Consider the following 17,287-nt stretch of genomic DNA (forward strand, 5'->3'; position numbering starts at 1 on the left):
TCAACCAGTTTATTTACCTAGCCTGTCTGCGAGGTCGCTATGTGTGGAGTCGTTGGTGTTGCTGGTTTAGCGCCTGTCAACCAAACGTTATATGATGCCTTAACCATGTTACAGCATCGCGGACAGGATGCCGCTGGAATTGTTACCTGTCAGGACGGCCGCCTGTTTTTGCGCAAGGAAAACGGCATGGTGCGTGATGTATTCCATACACGCCACATGATGCGTCTGGCAGGTAACTTTGGTATTGGCCATGTGCGTTACCCAACTGCCGGTTCGTCCAGCAGTGCAGAGGCGCAGCCATTTTATGTCAACTCTCCTTATGGCATTACACTGGCGCACAATGGCAACCTGACCAATGCCATTGATATCAGCCGTGACCTGTTCAAGACAGATTTACGCCACATTAATACTGACTCCGATTCCGAAGTATTGCTGAATGTATTTGCTCATGAGCTACAGGCTCTTGGCAAGGAAATTCCGGGCGAAAATGATATTTTTGAAGCGGTCTCCCGGGTGCATCAGCGCTGTGAAGGGGCTTATGCTGTCGTAGCGATGATTACCGGGCATGGCCTGCTGGGTTTTCGTGACCCTAACGGCATTCGTCCATTAACCTACGGCATGCGCTTAAATGAAGCTGGCGGTGTGGAATACATGATTGCCTCTGAATCAGTGGCGCTAACCTCGCTTGGCTTTAAGGTCATTCGTGATGTGGCGCCGGGCGAGGCGATTTTCATTAATTCGGACAACCAGATTTTTACCAAGCAATGTGCAAAAGAATCCCGTTACGCGCCGTGTATTTTTGAGTTTGTATACTTTGCCCGTCCGGATTCCATTATTGATGGTATTTCTGTTTATAAGTCACGTTTGCGCATGGGTGAAAAACTGGCCCAGAAAATTCTGCGTGAATGGGGTGAAAACCATGACATTGATGTGGTCATTCCAATTCCTGATACCAGCCGTACAGCGGCACTGGAACTGGCAAATCATCTGGGTGTGAAGTTCCGTGAAGGCTTTATGAAAAACCGCTACATTGGCCGAACGTTTATTATGCCCGGCCAGCAGCAGCGCAAAAAATCAGTACGCCAGAAGTTAAATCCGGTTGACCTTGAGTTTAAGGGCAAGAATGTATTGCTGGTGGATGATTCCATTGTACGTGGCACCACCTGCCATGAAATTATCCAGATGGCCCGTGAATCCGGTGCTACCAAAGTATTCTTTGCATCTGCCGCGCCGCCGGTTAAGTTTCCCAACGTTTATGGCATTGATATGCCTGCCAAGAGCGAGCTGATTGCATCAGGCCATAGTGTTGAAGAAGTGCGCACTATTATTGGTGCAGACCGCCTGATTTTTCAGGATCTGGAAGACCTGATTGAAGCCACCAAGAGCCGCAAGTCACCAGTACAGGAATTTGACTGTTCGGTATTTAACGGTGTATATGTGACCAAGGGCATTGATGAAGGTTACTTAAATCGCCTTGAGGCACGCCGTAATGACAAGGCCAAGATTGCAGTGAAAAGTGCCGTGATTGATGTGTCTTCTGAAAATACCCCAGTGGACATGACCGGCATTAAAGAAGAAGTGTGATTTAAAGTAACGCGTAAACGTGTGATTGAAAAGCGCAGGGGCAAGCTTTGCTCAACAGATTAAAATGTTGCCAAAGCCTGATAAAGCCCCTGCGCTTTTTTATGCTTGCTTTTTGGCTGGGCTGCTCAGTCTTCATAGGGTTTTTAACTGAATAAGGATTAAAACTGGCCAATGCGTGGATTATATTTAATTACCAATGACGATGCGTTTGATGTGCTGTATCAAAAACTGCATGTGGCACTGCAAAGTGGCCCTATATCTTTAATCCAGTACCGTAGAAAAAAAGTGACTCCTGTGCAGCAGCTTGAGGAAATTGAAAGGCTACTTTCACTGTGCCAGCAATATCAGGTGCCTCTAATCATTAATGATAATCTGGCACTGGCCCAGCAGTTTGGTTGCGGCTTGCATTTAGGACAAGGCGACGGATCACTCATTCAGGCAAGAAAACAACTGGGGCCACAGGCCATTATTGGCCGAACCTGCCATAACTCACTGGAACTTGCCAGTCAGGCCGCAGCAGAAGGCGTTAGTTATCTGGCATTTGGTGCGGTATTTCCTTCTGCAACCAAGCCCAATGCCCAGCGCGTTAGTTTAGTGACCTTGCAGCAGGCCAAAGCGCAGTTTGAATTGCCTATCTGTGTAATTGGTGGTTTGACGGTTGAAAACAGTCAGCCACTGGTAGAACTGGGCATCGATTTATTTGCCGTGGTCGGCGATATATTAAATCTCGAAATTGCGCACGTAGCACAACGTTGCAAAGCTTGGCAAGTATTATTAAGAAATTAACGGCTTGGTTACATTGTTTAACAGAAACCTACACAAAAAAAGAAATCTGTGAACAGGCGTTATTGGGTAGGCTGAGTAGCTTGTTGATGTAATGAGTGGTTAATGGATATGAAGAAGCAGTGGACTGCGGCTTTAGTCTTTCTGGCTTTTATGGTCTGGCAGATTATAAATCCTTACTACACGGTTTATCAGATAAAACAAGCGGTTGAGCAAAAAAGTAGCCATGAGCTGGCACAGCATATTGATTTTGCCCTGCTAAAGCGAAACCTTAAAGCCCAGCTTCAGGATAAACTGGAGCAAAAACTGTCCGTGCGTCAAAATGGCAGTTTCTTTGGTAGCCTAACGTACAATATTGCCAGTCAGGCGATTGATGGTATGCTTAATCGCGCAGTGACACCAAGCTCCATTATTATGCTGGTTAGCAATATTCGCAGCTTTGAAAATGACCTTAAGCGCATTGAAGGCTGGACCGGTACTGAAGACAGCATGAGCGGTGACCATAGTACAAATTATCAAACCGTTCAGGCTACCAACAAACCTGTTTCAGGTTCCAGAGAAATGGCAACTTATCCAGTTAATACCCTGCAACCTTTGCAAACCCTGCATTCACATGCACAATGGCAATACCATTTTGACAGCATTAACCAGTTTAGTATTGTCCAGCAGCACCCGGAACGCCAGCCTGTGCGTTATGTATTGACCCGATCAGGATTGGGCTGGAAACTTAGTAATATCATCTTGCCCTAGTTTTATTCCTCCCTGATTTTATGTTGCGTTAACTTTATTCAATTAAATATTTCACAACGCTTGCGTCATGTTTTCACGTTAAACTGACGCTTTCGTATCGCACATCTTATAAGCATTCATTTTATAGGTCATCGCATTTTAAAAAGCCTGACCATGGATCTGATGTGCGTATTTTTTTGGTGACTTGCCTTGTGGTGAATGTATGACCCAGCCTTTATCAACGACTTCTAATGCTGAACTTTTTGCAGCAGCAAACCAGCATATTCCTGGCGGTGTAAACTCGCCCGTGCGTGCATTTAAAGGTGTAGGGGGTACGCCAGTTTTTATTACCAAGGCCCAAGGTGCTTATTTGTGGGATGCGGAAGGAAAGCAGTATATTGATTATGTCGGGTCTTGGGGGCCAATGATTCTGGGCCACGCGCATCCGGATATCGTCACTGCCGTACAGCAGGCCGCAGCGGATGGCTTGAGTTTTGGTGCGCCCACGCCCACAGAAACCACTGTGGCTGATTTAATTTGTGACATCATGCCTTCTATCGAAATGGTACGTATGACCAGCTCAGGCACCGAAGCCTGCATGAGTGCCATTCGGCTAGCGCGCGGTTATACCGGACGCGACAAGATCGTTAAATTTGAAGGCTGCTACCATGGCCACGCTGACTCCCTACTGGTGAAATCCGGTTCTGGCATGCTCACGCTGGGTGTACCTACCTCACTGGGCGTACCCGAAGATTTTGCCAAGCACACGATTATTTTGCCATATAACGATATTGAAGCCGTGCAGCGCTGTTTTGCCGAGTTTGGATCAGAGATTGCAGGCATTATTGTTGAGCCTGTGGCCGGTAATATGAATCTGGTCATTCCTGTAGATGGCTTTTTGCAATGCCTGCGTGATGAGTGCGACAAAGCTGGTAGCGTCTTAATTATTGATGAAGTAATGACCGGCTTTCGGGTGGCATTAGGCGGGGCACAGCAGCGTTATGGCGTGCAGGCTGACATTACCACACTGGGCAAGATCATTGGCGCAGGGCTACCCGTAGGCGCATTTGGTGGCAAAAAAGAAATCATGCAATGTATTGCGCCCTTAGGCGGGGTTTATCAAGCGGGCACACTATCTGGTAATCCACTGGCCATGCGGGCAGGACTTGCCATGTTCAAGCACCTGACCCAGCCCGGTTTTTATGACCAGCTTGAAGCACAACTGGCCAAGTTGCTGGTGGGTTTACAACAGGCTGCTGATGACGCAGGCGTAGCGTTTAAAACCCAGCAAGTGGGTGGCATGTTTGGCCTGTATTTTACTGATTCGGATGACCTGTCCAGTTTTGAAGCCATGACCCATTGCAATATTGAAGCGTTTAAGCAGTTTTTTCATGGCATGCTCAAGCGCGGTGTTTATCTGGCGCCATCAGCCTTTGAAGCCGGATTTATTTCCAGTGTGCATAGCGATGCTGATATTGCACAAACCATTGCTACTGCGACAGAAGTATTTGCCGAGATGGCGGTTTAGAGTTTTTAGTGCGTCAATGACTTAATTCTATTCAGAGATGCTATTGTAAAGGCAATGGCATCTGATATGATTATCAAATAACTCTTAATAATAATGAGGATTTAAATAATGTCCCAATCTCTATCTTTTCAGGATGTCTTAATTGGCATAGCAATTTTTGCAGTTGAATTTTTAAAAGTAGCTGCGCTACGATTTGCATTTATTATCTATGTCATGTTCATTTCTTTATTATTTTTTCCTTTGATGGCTGGTTGGATAATCAATTTACTGATATTGACGATACCGATAAGCTATTTCCTTTTTGGCGTACCAGCATTAATGCTTGGTTTTAGTGTCTCGCTGTTTATGATTATGTCTAGATCATATATTCAAAAGAGCGGTTTTGCACATGTAGTACTTGGAGTAATGTTCGCACCATTAATGATATGGTTGTTCTATAATTGGTCAGATCCAGATTCATTCGCTAGATATGTAGCAGATTTTATAAATAATCCTCTGTCTTTTAATCCAGGGAATTATGAAGGGCACTCACTGTGGTTTATAAATATATATTTCTTGTTTGGAGCTATATTTGCTGGTGGCGTAATAGGAGGACTGTCACAAACAAAAATTTCAAAAAAATTGTTGGCACCGCCTACTTCTGTCAGATACCAATTAATGATGTTTAAGAAAAAATACAATTTTTAAGATTCCCATAGATATGCTGACAATTTGATATAATTATATATTCCTGATTAACATGCTGTTGTGAGCTTTCTACTTGTCATCTCAAAATTTTTTACAGCAAACCCTCATTCACCGGGATGAACACTTTATTGTCATTAACAAACCTGCCGGATTGCTCAGTGTTCCCGGCAAAGGGGATTTGACCGATTGTGTGATTAACCGCTTGCTGGCCGAAGAACCCAATACCTTACTCATTCATCGGCTGGATCGTGATACCTCGGGCATTCTGGTGTTTGCATTAAACAAAGCCGCGCAAAGTCATATTTCAAAGCAGTTTCAAAATCGTCAGACCGACAAGCAGTATCACGCACTGGTAAGTGGTATTTTAACCGGTGAGGGTAGTGTCGATGTGCCGGTTAATTATGATCCAGCGCGACCACCATTACACATTGCTGATCCCACCTATCATAAACCTGCCCTGACTCACTGGCAGGCAGTGGAGCAGTTTGAAATCCACAATCAGCCAGTAACACGAGTTAAACTCACGCCAATCACTGGGCGTTCACATCAGCTTCGGGTACACATGCAATATCTAGGGCATGCCATTGTGGGTGATGAACTGTATGCCAGTGAAGCGGATTGCAAGCTGATGCCACGCTTGTGCTTACACGCCGAACAGTTGTCTTTTTTTCATCCGGTTACAGGTGATACGTTGAATTTTTTCTGTCCAGCACCATTTTAATCAACTGGCCTGTTGCTTTTGTCAGTCTTTACAACCGGGAAGGTTGAGTAAAACAGGTTTACTGGTGAGTTTTATACAAAAACTCAAGCAAAATACACAGTAGATATGAGAGAATGCGCGCCGCACGATTTGGGCTTCAAATTATTGGGCAATAAATACGTGCGCTGTAATAATTGCAAAAGATAAGGTGAATGAATTGCAAGATTTTGCCATTGGACAACGTTGGTTATCAGACACAGAGTCAGAACTTGGTTTAGGTGTTTTGGTCGATGTCGATGAACGTACCATTAGCATTTTATTCCCTAAGAGCGATGAAACGCGCGTGTATGCCCGGGCCAATGCGCCGCTGTCCCGTATCCTGTTTAAACAGGGTGACTGGTTTACCGATCAGGAAGGGCAGGAGTGGCAGGTAGAAAACGCTGAAAATGTGCATGGCGTGATGCGCTATAACGTGGTTTGCCCTAATGGGGAACAACGTAAAAGCATGAATGAAACCCGGCTGGGCGCCAATATCCAGTTGGCACGCCCGCTAGACCGCCTGCTGGCCAGCCAGATTGAATCCAAAGAATGGTATGACCTGCGCATTGAAGCCTTGCTGATGCAAAGCCGCATGGCCATTAGTCCGTTACGTGGCCTGCTTGGCCCGCGGGTTGGACTGATTCCACACCAGTTATACATTGCGCATGAAGTGGGCCGCCGTCTGGCGCCGCGTGTGCTGCTGGCCGATGAAGTTGGCCTTGGCAAAACCATTGAAGCTGGCCTGATTATTCACCAGCAGCTACAAACTGGCCGTAGTGAACGTATCTTAATTCTGGTGCCGGATTCCTTGCAGTACCAGTGGATGATTGAAATGCGTCGCCGTTTCAATCTGCAATTCTCCCTGTTTGACCTGACGCGTACTGCATCGATCAAAGAACATGACGAAGACACCAATCCGTTTTTAACCGAACAATGCATTATTGCCAGCATTGACTTGCTACTGGATCACGACGACCTGAAACAACAGGCCTTGGACGCTGGCTTTGACTTGCTGGTGATTGATGAAGCGCATCACTTAACCTGGCATGAAGACCCCGAAACTGGTGAGGGTGTTGGCAATGACCGCTATGACTTGGTTGCAGAATTTGCAGCCCAGACTCCTGGCGTATTGTTACTGACTGCAACGCCTGAGCAACTGGGCGTAGATAGTCATTTTGCCCGCCTGCGCTTGCTGGACCCACAACGGTTTGACACGCTGGATCATTTTCTGGACGAAGAAGCCCAGTACAGCCAGACTGCCCAAATTGCTGAAGTGCTGATGTCTGATGAGCCACTCACTGAACAGCATCAGGAAATACTGGTTGAGCTGCTGGGCCATGAAGTCGAGCAGGACGGTGAAGCGCGCTATCGTGCCATCAATGAATTGCTGGATCGTCATGGCACGGGACGGATTTTATTCCGCAATACCCGTGAAGCCATTTCCGGTTTTCCCGGCCGTGACTGTATTCCTGCCGCGTTGCCAGCGCCAGCGCATTGGCCTTTAACCGGTAAATTGCGTGAACAGATGTGGTTTGAAGAAACCCAGCTAGATGGCGCATGGATGGAACATGATGCACGCCTGCCGTGGCTGATGGACATTCTGCGCAAGGATTTAAAACACAAAAAAGTTTTGCTGATTGCCCGCAGTGGCCCGGTGGTTGAATCACTGGAAACTGCATTGCGCATTCATGGTGGCATTCGCACTGCCATGTTCCATGAAGGCATGAGCCTGCTGGAACGTGATCAGGCCGCGGCTTATTTTGCCGAAGAAGGCTATGGCGCACAAATTCTGCTGTGTTCGGAAATTGGCTCAGAAGGCCGTAATTTTCAGTTTGCCAGTGATCTGATTTTGTTTGACCTGCCTGCCAACCCCGATGTGCTGGAGCAGCGCATTGGTCGTCTGGACCGTATCGGCCAGCAAAACCGCATTCAGATTCATGTGCCATATTTTGTGGGCACTGCGCAGGAACGCATGTTCCGCTGGTACAACGAAGCCTTGAATATTTTTAGCAATATTTCGCCCACTGCACAAACCTTGCAGGAAAACCATATTGTGGCGCTGAAAGATTGCCTGCTGAATGATCCTTCTCAAGAAGGTCAGGGTGAGGCATTTGAAGCTTTGCTAGAGCAAGTTAACGCTGAGCGCATGGCGCTGGAAGATGAATTGCAGGCGGGGCGTGACCGTCTGCTGGAATTTAATTCCTGTCGGCCAAAAGTAGCTGCACGCATCGTTAAGGCACTGGAAGATCAGGATGAGCAAAATCCTCTGCCAGACTTTATGACGCGCTTTCTGGCGGCCACCAACATTGATTTTGAAGAGCAGAGTGATGGCACATTAATTGTGCGTCCTTCCGACCAGATGCAGGTAGAAGGCCTGTTGCTGGATGAAGAAGGCATGACGGCAACGTTCTCACGCGAGCAGGCGCAGCAGCGTGAAGATGCCCAGTACATTACGCTGGAGCATCCGTTTACCAATAGCATTTTTGAAATGATACATACCCAGTCGTTTGGCAATACCAGTGTGGCAGTGCTAAAAAGCGCGGCAATTCCACAGGGTAGCCTGATGATGGAAATGTGGTTTAGGGTCGAAGTCATTGCGCCGAAAGTGCTCAATCTGGCGGCCAGTTTGCCACAGCAACTGATTCGGGTACTGCTAAATGAAAATGGGCAGGATTTATCGGCCAAGATTAATTCTGCCATGCTGCATCCGTATGTGCATCGTCTGGATATGAGCAATGCGCGACAGGTAGTCAAGCTGCGCCGCGAAGTCATTGAAGAGCGCTACAAGCAGGCCGAACAACTGGCCAAGGCGCAAGTGCAAAGCTTTAGTGAAACCGCACGCAAGCGTTATAATGATCGGTTGCAACAGGAAATTGACCGCCTGACTTACTTGAAAGAACACAACCCCAGCATTCGTGAGGATGAGCTGGAGCGCCTGAAAGAACAGCAGGCACAAGGTGTGCAGTTACTGGAGCAACTGTCAATGGTGCCGGATTCTATTCGGGTAATGGTCGCAATGAAATAAGTTATAAAAAGAACTTAAGAAAAAAGCTTGCTGATGCAGGCTTTTTTTATACTTAATCTATTTTGAGAAATATGCAGAGCTTAAAAGAGATTAGATTGAAAAAGATTGTAAACGTAAGCACTTACTCCTAAAGTTAAATCATCCATGGGACTTGTTTTATGAAAGTATGGTTAAGTAGTGAGTCAAGTAAAGAAGTCTTAAATGAAGATCAATTGTCTCAATTAAGGTTGGCTAGAAATTATGTTGAAACCATACTTAAAGGTGAGTTAGAAAGTAAATCCTATAATATCCCTTTGGATAGCTGGGATTGTATAACAATAATGATGGGGGAAAATAGCTTTGATGAGCGAATCATATATTCGGTTAAAAAGCGTAATATGGACTTTCGCTTAAAGATTAATTATGTTGCGTTCAACACAACGGATGACTTAGGGCGTCAACAACTTATTTTTTCAATGTTAATGAGAAGTCTGGATTTACTTAAGGAAAAATTCAAAAAGGTCAAGCCGAAGCTAAGCGTAGAAGTTTATAATGAATTAGAGCGGATGAGAGCAGATACTCTTAAAGTTGCTAAGACTAATAATTGGGTTTAATGGTTTTGCATTTCATGCAAGAAATAGTTTTATAAGTCACAAAATGCAATAACATTTACATAAACCCGTCTTACTGTCGCAATTCTTGTCTTATCACTTATTTATAAACATATTAGTTTAGACCTATCTTAAAATTTCGGAGTAGGTCAATGACGAATACAAATCAAACGAATTCAACCACTAAAAACCAGCAGTCAGAACACGATGCCAAGCAGGATATTCGGCAGGAGGCTGCTGGTAAGGACTGTGGATTAACGGATACGCCGCCTGAATTTACGGTCAATAACCGCGATAATTCTGAATCAAGTAATGCAGATCGTGGTGCAAACAGTAATGCTGCCCCAGATTCAACTGATGCCGGTTATGATGAAACCGTCGCCAATGATCCGGTTGGCGGGCTGGAAGAAATGGATATTGATGACCTGATTGACACCCCAGCAGAAGAACTGGAGGAAATTACTGGTCTGGAAACAGCAACGCCGAGTCCTACAGCACGTGAGGATGAAGACCCTTCTGCCTTACCGGAATCTAATATTGCGGGTGAAGCGCCGACGCAGAATCAGTAACTAAAACCTGCCATAAAAAAGCCGCTCAGCTTAATTAAGTGAGCGGCTTTTTTAGGTTCAACGAATTACAAGCCCGCTGCTTTTTTCAGCAAATCGGCTTTGTCAGTTTTTTCCCAGGTAAATGCAGTATCAGAACCATGGCGACCAAAGTGCCCAAAACTAGCCGTTTTCTGATACATCGGCTGAATCAGGTTAAGCATCCGGGTGATGCCATACGGGCGCAGGTCAAAATGTTCACGAATCAGGGCAATAATTTGCTCATCGTCAATTTTGCCGCTACCAAAGGTATTAATGGAAATTGAGGTTGGCTCGGCCACGCCAATCGCATAACTTACCTGAATTTCACATTTGTCAGCAAGGCCAGCAGCCACGATGTTCTTGGCCACATAACGGCCAGCATAGGCAGCCGAGCGGTCAACCTTGGATGGGTCTTTACCGGAAAATGCGCCACCACCGTGACGTGCCATGCCGCCGTAGGTATCCACAATGATTTTGCGGCCTGTTAAGCCACAGTCACCCACTGGCCCGCCAATGACAAACTTGCCGGTTGGGTTAATGTGAAACTTGGTGGCGGCATGCAGCATTTCAGCCGGTATGACGGCCTTGACGATTTCTTCAATCACTGCTTCTTTTAAGTCAGCCTGGCTAATGGAGGGGTCATGCTGGGTAGACAATACAATGGCATCAACACGCGCGGGCTTGCCATCTTCATAATGAAAGGTAATCTGGCTCTTGGCATCGGGGCGCAACCATTTCAATGTGCCATTACGACGCAGTTCGGATTGTTTTTCAACCAGACGGTGCGCATAGCAAATCGGGGCTGGCATTAACACATCAGTTTCATGGCTGGCATAGCCAAACATCAGGCCTTGATCACCAGCGCCCTGATCTTCCGGCTTCTGGCGATCAACACCTTGGGCAATCTCGGGGGATTGCTTGCCCAGCATGTTAATTACCGCACAGGTTGAACCGTCAAAGCCCAGGTCACTGTGGTTATAGCCAATATCATTCACGGTATCACGCACGATTTTTTCAAAATCAACATTGGCCGTAGTGGTAATTTCACCTGCCAGTACCACAGCACCGGTTTTGACCAGTGTTTCACAGGCAACACGGGCATATTGGTCTTGTTGTAAAATTGCATCAAGAATAGCATCACTGATTTGGTCTGCCATCTTATCTGGGTGGCCTTCACTGACCGATTCTGACGTAAAGACAGCGTATTCGCGCATGAATGTTCCAGAAAATAAGAAATTAAAGATGGCGGCTATGTTAACGCGACTTAAAGCTTTGGACTAGCACATCTTGCATGAAAAATGCTTGATTTTATCGCAATAAAAATTCAGCCTGATGTCAGCACAATATGCAACGATAATAAAAAAAGCATTCTTTACTTTACCCTGCACCTGATTTTTAGGACAATATGGCATCTTTTTTCGGTAATACGGTTATTGACCTGTTTTATTAAACGGGTTGTGGATAATCTGCCGAAGCTTGCTTGTTCAGGTTTTACTCAAGTCTTTTATTTAGTTATTCGGGAAACTGGCTCATGACAACACCACTCAATGAACGCCGCCTTGCCAATGCAATCCGTGTGCTGGCTGTAGACGCTGTTCAGCAGGCAAATTCCGGTCATCCGGGCGCGCCGATGGGCATGGCAGAAATTGCTGAAGTGTTGTGGCGTCAATTCTTGCGCCATAATCCAGCTAATCCAAACTGGCCAAACCGTGACCGTTTTGTGTTGTCAAATGGCCATGGTTCCATGCTGCAATATGCCTTGCTGCACCTGTCTGGCTATGATGTTTCCGTGGATGACCTTAAACAGTTTCGCCAGCTTCACAGCAAAACACCGGGTCACCCGGAGTATGGTTATACGGCTGGTGTAGAAACCACCACCGGGCCACTGGGTCAGGGCATTGCCAATGCAGTGGGTTTTGCCATTGCTGAAAAAACACTGGCTGCGCAGTTTAACCGTGATGAACTGAATGTGGTGGATCACTTTACCTATTGCTTTATGGGTGATGGCTGCCTGATGGAAGGAATTTCGCATGAAGTTTGTTCGCTGGCCGGCACACTGCAACTGGGCAAGCTGATTGCCTACTATGATGACAACGGTATTTCCATTGATGGTGAGGTGGAAGGCTGGTTTAGCGACGACACGCAAAAACGCTTTGAAGCCTACGGCTGGCACGTAGTAAAAGTGGATGGTCATGACACTGAAGCGCTGCATGCAGCCACAGTGGCAGCACAGGCAGACACCAAACGCCCGAGCCTGATTATCTGTAAAACCGTAATTGGCCTGGGTTCGCCCAACAAGCAGGGCAAGGAAGAATGCCACGGTGCACCGCTGGGTGTTCCTGAAATTGAACTGGTACGTGATACCCTGACCTGGACAGATGAGCCTTTTGTAGTTCCTGCTGATGTATATGAGGCCTGGGATGCACGTCCACGGGGCATCATTCAGGAAAAGGAATGGAACACACTGTTTGAACAGTATAAGGCTCAGTATCCAGAGCTGGCCAGTGAGCTGCAACGTCGTTTAAACGGTGACCTGCCTGCTGATTTTGCGGCCAGGGCTGACCAGTATATCCGTGATGTAAACACCAAGGCAGAAACCATTGCCAGCCGTAAGGCCAGCCAGAATGCTCTGCAAATGTTTGGCCCGCAGTTACCTGAATTACTGGGCGGTTCTGCTGACCTTGCTGGTTCCAACCTGACTATCTGGAAAGGATGTGAAGGTATTCAGGACAATCCGGCAGGTAATTATATTCATTATGGCGTGCGCGAATTTGGCATGACAGCCATTGCCAATGGTATTGCATTGCATGGTGGATTTATTCCCTATGTGGCCACTTTCCTGATCTTTATGGAATATGCACGCAATGCGGTTCGCATGGGTGCATTGATGAAACAGCGCGTGATTCATGTTTACACCCATGATTCTATTGGTCTGGGCGAAGACGGCCCAACCCACCAGCCAATTGAACAACTGGCATCATTACGTGGCACACCAAACCTGAATACCTGGCGCCCGGCGGATACCGTTGAATCGGCCATTGCCTGGAAGTCGGCACTGGAACGTAAGGATGGCCCAACAGCACTGGTGTTCTCTCGCCAGAACCTGCCGCATCTGGTGCGTACTGATGCGCAAATTGCGGATGCTGCCAAAGGTGGCTATGTACTGGCAGCAGAGCAGGGTGAACTTAAGGCCATTATTATTGCAACTGGCTCGGAAGTTGACTTGGCCATGCAGGCATATAGCCAGTTGTCTGGTGTTCGTGTGGTGTCCATGCCATGTGCTGAGGAATTTATGCGTCAGGATGCAGCTTACCGTGAAGCGGTATTGCCAGCCAGTATCCGTGCACGTGTTGCGGTTGAGGCATCGCATGTGGATTACTGGTGGAAATTTGTGGGCCTGGATGGCAAGGTCATCGGGATGAGTACTTTTGGCGAATCAGCGCCAGCCAAGGAGCTGTTCAAATACTTTGGTATTACCACTGAAGCAGTGGTTGCCGCTGTAGAAGAGCTGGTTGCCCGATAAGCCATTGCTGACTTCATAAACTGTTTCCATAAAAAATGCCTCCTAAAGTGGAGGCATTTTTTTATGGTATTGGTCAATCAATGCCATGCTTAACTAACATTTTCAGTCCGGCTTAGTCGTTAAGTTCAACGCGCTTGGCAGTTTTAGGTCGCGCCAATGCACTGCGCGCTTCACCAAAGGATGCAGTCTGGCGATAGGTCATCAAGGCTGCAATTTCCTGCCGTGATGCTGCACCATTACGCACCCGTTCTGCCAGTGCCTTCATTTCATCACGGCGTTTTTCAAGGGCAATGCGGCGTGCACTTTTGGCCTGTTCTTCCAGTTTATTTTCCTGTTCACTGAGTTTCTTGGCTTCTTCCTCATTGATAAATGAACTGACTTTACCTGAGGCCAGCATGCCGGATTGTGCAGCAGGTTTAGCTTGCTCAGTATTGCCCGCTGGTGGCACAGGGGTAGATGAGCCTAGCATTTTAGGCGTGCTGGTACTGGCTGCAGGCGTCGCTGCTTCTGTCTGGGCATTTGGATTCATTGCTGCGATAGCTGCTGCAGGATAACCAGCATGTGGCTTAAGCTGCAGCTTGTTTTTTTCAACTGTTGCATCCACGGCACGGGCTGGAAAATCAACCTTGGTGGTCACGCCTTTTTGTAGGTCAATAACCTTGACTGCATCAGAACCCAGTTCTTCATCGGGTGGAATGCCGCCATAGTTGGTCAGTGATTCCTGCTCATCTGTCCATGTGTAAATGGTATCTTCCGCATAAGTGGCCTGAAGGGAGAGCGCCTGAAAAGACAGCGCCAAAGTAGAAAATGCAAAAACTTTAAAGAGCTTAGCCATAATTTGTAGAGTCAGAAGTCACGTCCTTGATAATTAAAAGTATAGACGTAGTCGACATAATTGTTAAGTGAATGTACAAAAAATCCCCGTTTTTTTAGGAAAAATATTTAAAAAATAAGTTGGTAATCGGTTGAATCGATTCAAATCACGTTTTTTTTGCCTAAAAAGTGTCAGAAACTTCTTTTGCAAGGGATATGCGCTAAACTACATCGCCTGTTTTGCCATGCTGAGCCTGTGCTGTGAGTCATTCTTCTGCCTTAAATATTGCCATTAATGGTTTTGGACGCATTGGCCGTAATGTGCTGCGTGCCTGGATTGAAGAAGCGCTGTGGCCACAGGTGAATATTGTAGCCATTAATGATATTGCTGAACCCGAAATGCTGGCACACCTGCTGCGTTTTGACAGTACCCATGGCCGCTTTAATGCACAGGTAGAGATCATCACTGAGCATGGAGCCAGTTTTTTGCAGGTCAGCAGCAATGGCACGAGCCGTAACATCAAAATTCTTAAAATGGCTGAACCCGCGCAATTGCCGTGGCAGGCGCTTGAGATAGATATTGTGCTGGAGTGTACTGGGCTGTTTCGTTCCCGTGCCGGGGCATCCGGACATTTGCAAGCCGGGGCAGGGCGAGTCATTATTGGTGCCGCACCATTTGATACGGTTGATGCAGCCGTTGTTTTTGGCATTAATGAGCAGGATATTTTGCCGACCGACCGGATGATTTCCAGTGTGTCCTGTACCACGCAGGCGCTGGTGCCACTGGTCAAGTTGCTGGATGATGCCTTTGGTATTGAGTCCGCATTAATGACGGAAATCCATGCGGTAACGACTGATCAGTCTGTACTGGATCATGCCCATCGTGATCCGCGCCGGGCACGTGCTTCGGGATACAACATCATTCCGACCACTTCCAGTGCGCTAGGTGCCCTAAAGCGGGTATTGCCGCACATGGAAAACCGTATTGATGGCTATTCGATTCGGGTGCCAACTATTAATGTGGCGGCTATTGATTTGTCTTTTATTATGAAAAATCCGGCAGATGCGCATGCCATCAATCAATTGTTTATTGAAGCCGCCAAAAACCAGTATGCCAAAATTATGGATGTGACCGACCAGCCGCTGGTATCCAGTGATTTTAACCATCAGCCATATTCCTTAGTGGTAGATAGCCTGCAAACCATTGTGGTGGGCAGGCAGGCCAAGGTGCTGGCGTGGTATGACAATGAATGGGGCTATGCCAACCGCTTGCTGGATTTGTGTGTGGCGTTAAGCAGCAATCCGGTTCGATACTGATTTGACAGATCAAAGGCCGGTTTTTGCGTCATTTGAGCATTTTTCTGCTGCTTTGCCCGGCAGACAGGCGTGCAACCATTTTTGCTTCGTGCTAGACTTGCCGACGTCGGGAAATAGCCCGATTTTTTTTCGTGTGGGATGCCACTTTTTGGCATTAGCCCAACTATCAAATAGGTTTTACCATGCCAGTTTCAGAAACTTGGTTATTGCCTGACGGGGTGGCCGATGTGCTGCCGGAACAGGCGCAAGTGATTGAACAGCTTCGTCGTCGTTTACTTGAATCTCTGGCCAGTCGTGGCTATGAACTGGTTTATACACCTTTTATCGAGTACGTCGAATCCCTATCCCTGCTAAACCGCAATACCAGTGACCTGGACTTGGTCACCTTCAAGCTGATTGACCAGATTTCTGGCCGCCTGCTGGGTGTGCGTGCTGACATTACCCCACAGGTTGCCCGTATTGACGCGCATGTTAGGCCAGTTGAGGGTATTGCCCGTTATTGCTATGCCGCGACAGTATTGCATACCCGGCCACAGGGCCTGTCTGCATCGCGCGCGCCACTACAGCTTGGGGCAGAACTGTTTGGCTGTAAAGGGCCGGAAGCTGATCTGGAAATGGCAGACTTAATGCTAAGCCTGTTAAAACAGGCTGGTTTTGAGCATCAATTGCATCTGGATCTGGGTCATGTGGGCATATTTAGAAACCTTGCCCGCATTGCTGGCTTAACCGATAGTCAGGAAGCTGAACTCACCGATCTGTATCAGCGCAAGGCAATTCCCGAGCTGGCTGAATATACCCAAACGCTAAATCTGGGTCAGGACTTTTATGTGCTGGGTCGCTATGGCAATGATTTAAGCACCTTAAAGCAGCAATTGTCTGCTCAGGTACTGGCTGACCCAACCCTGCAACAGGCATTGAATGTACTGGAGCAGGCGCAAGCGCATATTCAGCAGTACTGGCCAGCGATTAATGTGGGTGTTGATGCCGCAGAGCTGCGGGGTTATCACTACCATACAGGCCTGATGTTTGCGGTTTATGGCCCAAACCGTGCTGTGCCACTGGCACAGGGTGGACGTTATGATGGCATTGGTATCGCCTTTGGCCGTGAGCGTGCGGCAACCGGTTTTAGCTGTGATTTGTATGTACTGGCACAGGCTAATCCAGCCAGTGATACACCAGTAATGCTGGCTCCACTGGGCAAGGAACCTGACTTGCAGGCTGCCATTGAGCAGGCGCGTCAGGATGGTTTTGTGGTGATTCAGGCATTGAATGAACAGGACCAGCAAAGTCGTGCCAGTCAGCGTTTGGTACATAATGGGACGGCATGGCAGCGCCAGTCAGTTTAAGTATTAATATTTAAGTTAATTTTAGTATTAGGCCTG

Annotated in this window: 14 protein-coding genes; 12 read left to right on the plus strand and 2 right to left on the minus strand. The window is 47.2% G+C overall.

Translation table 11 applies throughout. From position 1 onward, the window contains the following. Positions 1-39 precede the first annotated feature (39 nt). The 9 genes from purF (at position 40) to BKE30_RS02280 (ending at position 10,234) form a co-directional block, all read left to right on the plus strand. Positions 40-1,584: an amidophosphoribosyltransferase gene (gene purF, locus BKE30_RS02240; RefSeq protein ID WP_076877042.1), complete on the plus strand. Its 1,545-nt coding sequence runs from the start codon at positions 40-42 to the stop codon at positions 1,582-1,584. Between the two features lie 171 nt (positions 1,585-1,755). Then, positions 1,756-2,370 (plus strand): thiamine phosphate synthase, encoded by a 615-nt coding sequence (thiE, locus tag BKE30_RS02245; protein WP_076877043.1) that lies wholly within the window; start codon positions 1,756-1,758, stop codon positions 2,368-2,370. A 102-nt stretch (positions 2,371-2,472) separates the two neighbouring features. Further along, the gene (locus BKE30_RS02250) at positions 2,473-3,117 is read left to right on the plus strand and encodes a DUF2939 domain-containing protein (RefSeq protein WP_076877044.1); all 645 of its coding nucleotides are present in this window, start codon (positions 2,473-2,475) and stop codon (positions 3,115-3,117) included. A 202-nt stretch (positions 3,118-3,319) separates the two neighbouring features. Continuing rightward, positions 3,320-4,624 carry a glutamate-1-semialdehyde 2,1-aminomutase gene (gene hemL / locus BKE30_RS02255; RefSeq protein ID WP_076877045.1) on the plus strand — a complete coding sequence of 435 codons (1,305 nt, stop codon included), beginning with the start codon at positions 3,320-3,322 and terminating at the stop codon, positions 4,622-4,624. 108 nt (positions 4,625-4,732) lie between these two features. Next, positions 4,733-5,311, plus strand: a complete 579-nt coding sequence (locus BKE30_RS02260; RefSeq protein WP_076877046.1) for a hypothetical protein — start codon at positions 4,733-4,735, stop codon at positions 5,309-5,311. A gap of 73 nt (positions 5,312-5,384) precedes the next feature. After that, on the plus strand, positions 5,385-6,032 hold the full coding sequence (locus BKE30_RS02265; protein WP_076877047.1) for an RluA family pseudouridine synthase: 648 nt from the start codon (positions 5,385-5,387) through the stop codon (positions 6,030-6,032). A 187-nt stretch (positions 6,033-6,219) separates the two neighbouring features. Next, positions 6,220-9,075, plus strand: a complete 2,856-nt coding sequence (gene rapA, locus BKE30_RS02270; RefSeq protein ID WP_076877048.1) for an RNA polymerase-associated protein RapA — start codon at positions 6,220-6,222, stop codon at positions 9,073-9,075. Between the two features lie 158 nt (positions 9,076-9,233). Then, positions 9,234-9,668 (plus strand): Imm44 family immunity protein, encoded by a 435-nt coding sequence (locus BKE30_RS02275; RefSeq protein ID WP_076877049.1) that lies wholly within the window; start codon positions 9,234-9,236, stop codon positions 9,666-9,668. A 149-nt stretch (positions 9,669-9,817) separates the two neighbouring features. After that, positions 9,818-10,234, plus strand: coding sequence for a hypothetical protein (locus tag BKE30_RS02280; protein ID WP_076877050.1), 417 nt, complete (start codon positions 9,818-9,820; stop codon positions 10,232-10,234). Positions 10,235-10,299: 65 nt separating this feature from the next. Here the strand turns inward: BKE30_RS02280 and metK are convergent, their stop codons facing one another. Then, positions 10,300-11,466, minus strand: a complete 1,167-nt coding sequence (gene metK / locus BKE30_RS02285; protein ID WP_076877051.1) for a methionine adenosyltransferase — start codon at positions 11,464-11,466, stop codon at positions 10,300-10,302. A gap of 317 nt (positions 11,467-11,783) precedes the next feature. Here metK and tkt point away from each other — a divergent pair, with 317 nt between their 5' ends. After that, positions 11,784-13,775 carry a transketolase gene (tkt, locus tag BKE30_RS02295; RefSeq protein ID WP_076877053.1) on the plus strand — a complete coding sequence of 664 codons (1,992 nt, stop codon included), beginning with the start codon at positions 11,784-11,786 and terminating at the stop codon, positions 13,773-13,775. A 112-nt stretch (positions 13,776-13,887) separates the two neighbouring features. Here tkt and BKE30_RS02300 read toward each other — a convergent pair whose 3' ends face one another. After that, complete coding sequence (locus tag BKE30_RS02300; protein ID WP_076877054.1) at positions 13,888-14,610, minus strand: hypothetical protein; 723 nt, start codon at positions 14,608-14,610, stop codon at positions 13,888-13,890. Between the two features lie 239 nt (positions 14,611-14,849). On the opposite strand from BKE30_RS02300, the gene BKE30_RS02305 reads away from it, so the two are divergent. Both BKE30_RS02305 and BKE30_RS02310 read left to right on the plus strand, forming a co-directional pair. Further along, positions 14,850-15,905 carry a type I glyceraldehyde-3-phosphate dehydrogenase gene (locus BKE30_RS02305; RefSeq protein WP_227518295.1) on the plus strand — a complete coding sequence of 352 codons (1,056 nt, stop codon included), beginning with the start codon at positions 14,850-14,852 and terminating at the stop codon, positions 15,903-15,905. 182 nt (positions 15,906-16,087) lie between these two features. Beyond that, positions 16,088-17,251 (plus strand): ATP phosphoribosyltransferase regulatory subunit, encoded by a 1,164-nt coding sequence (locus BKE30_RS02310; protein ID WP_076877055.1) that lies wholly within the window; start codon positions 16,088-16,090, stop codon positions 17,249-17,251. The last annotated feature ends 36 nt before the right edge of the window (positions 17,252-17,287 follow it).

Origin of the sequence: Alkanindiges hydrocarboniclasticus (assembly GCF_001982605.1) — a bacterium.
GTDB classification, from domain to species: Bacteria; Pseudomonadota; Gammaproteobacteria; order Pseudomonadales; family Moraxellaceae; genus Alkanindiges; species Alkanindiges hydrocarboniclasticus.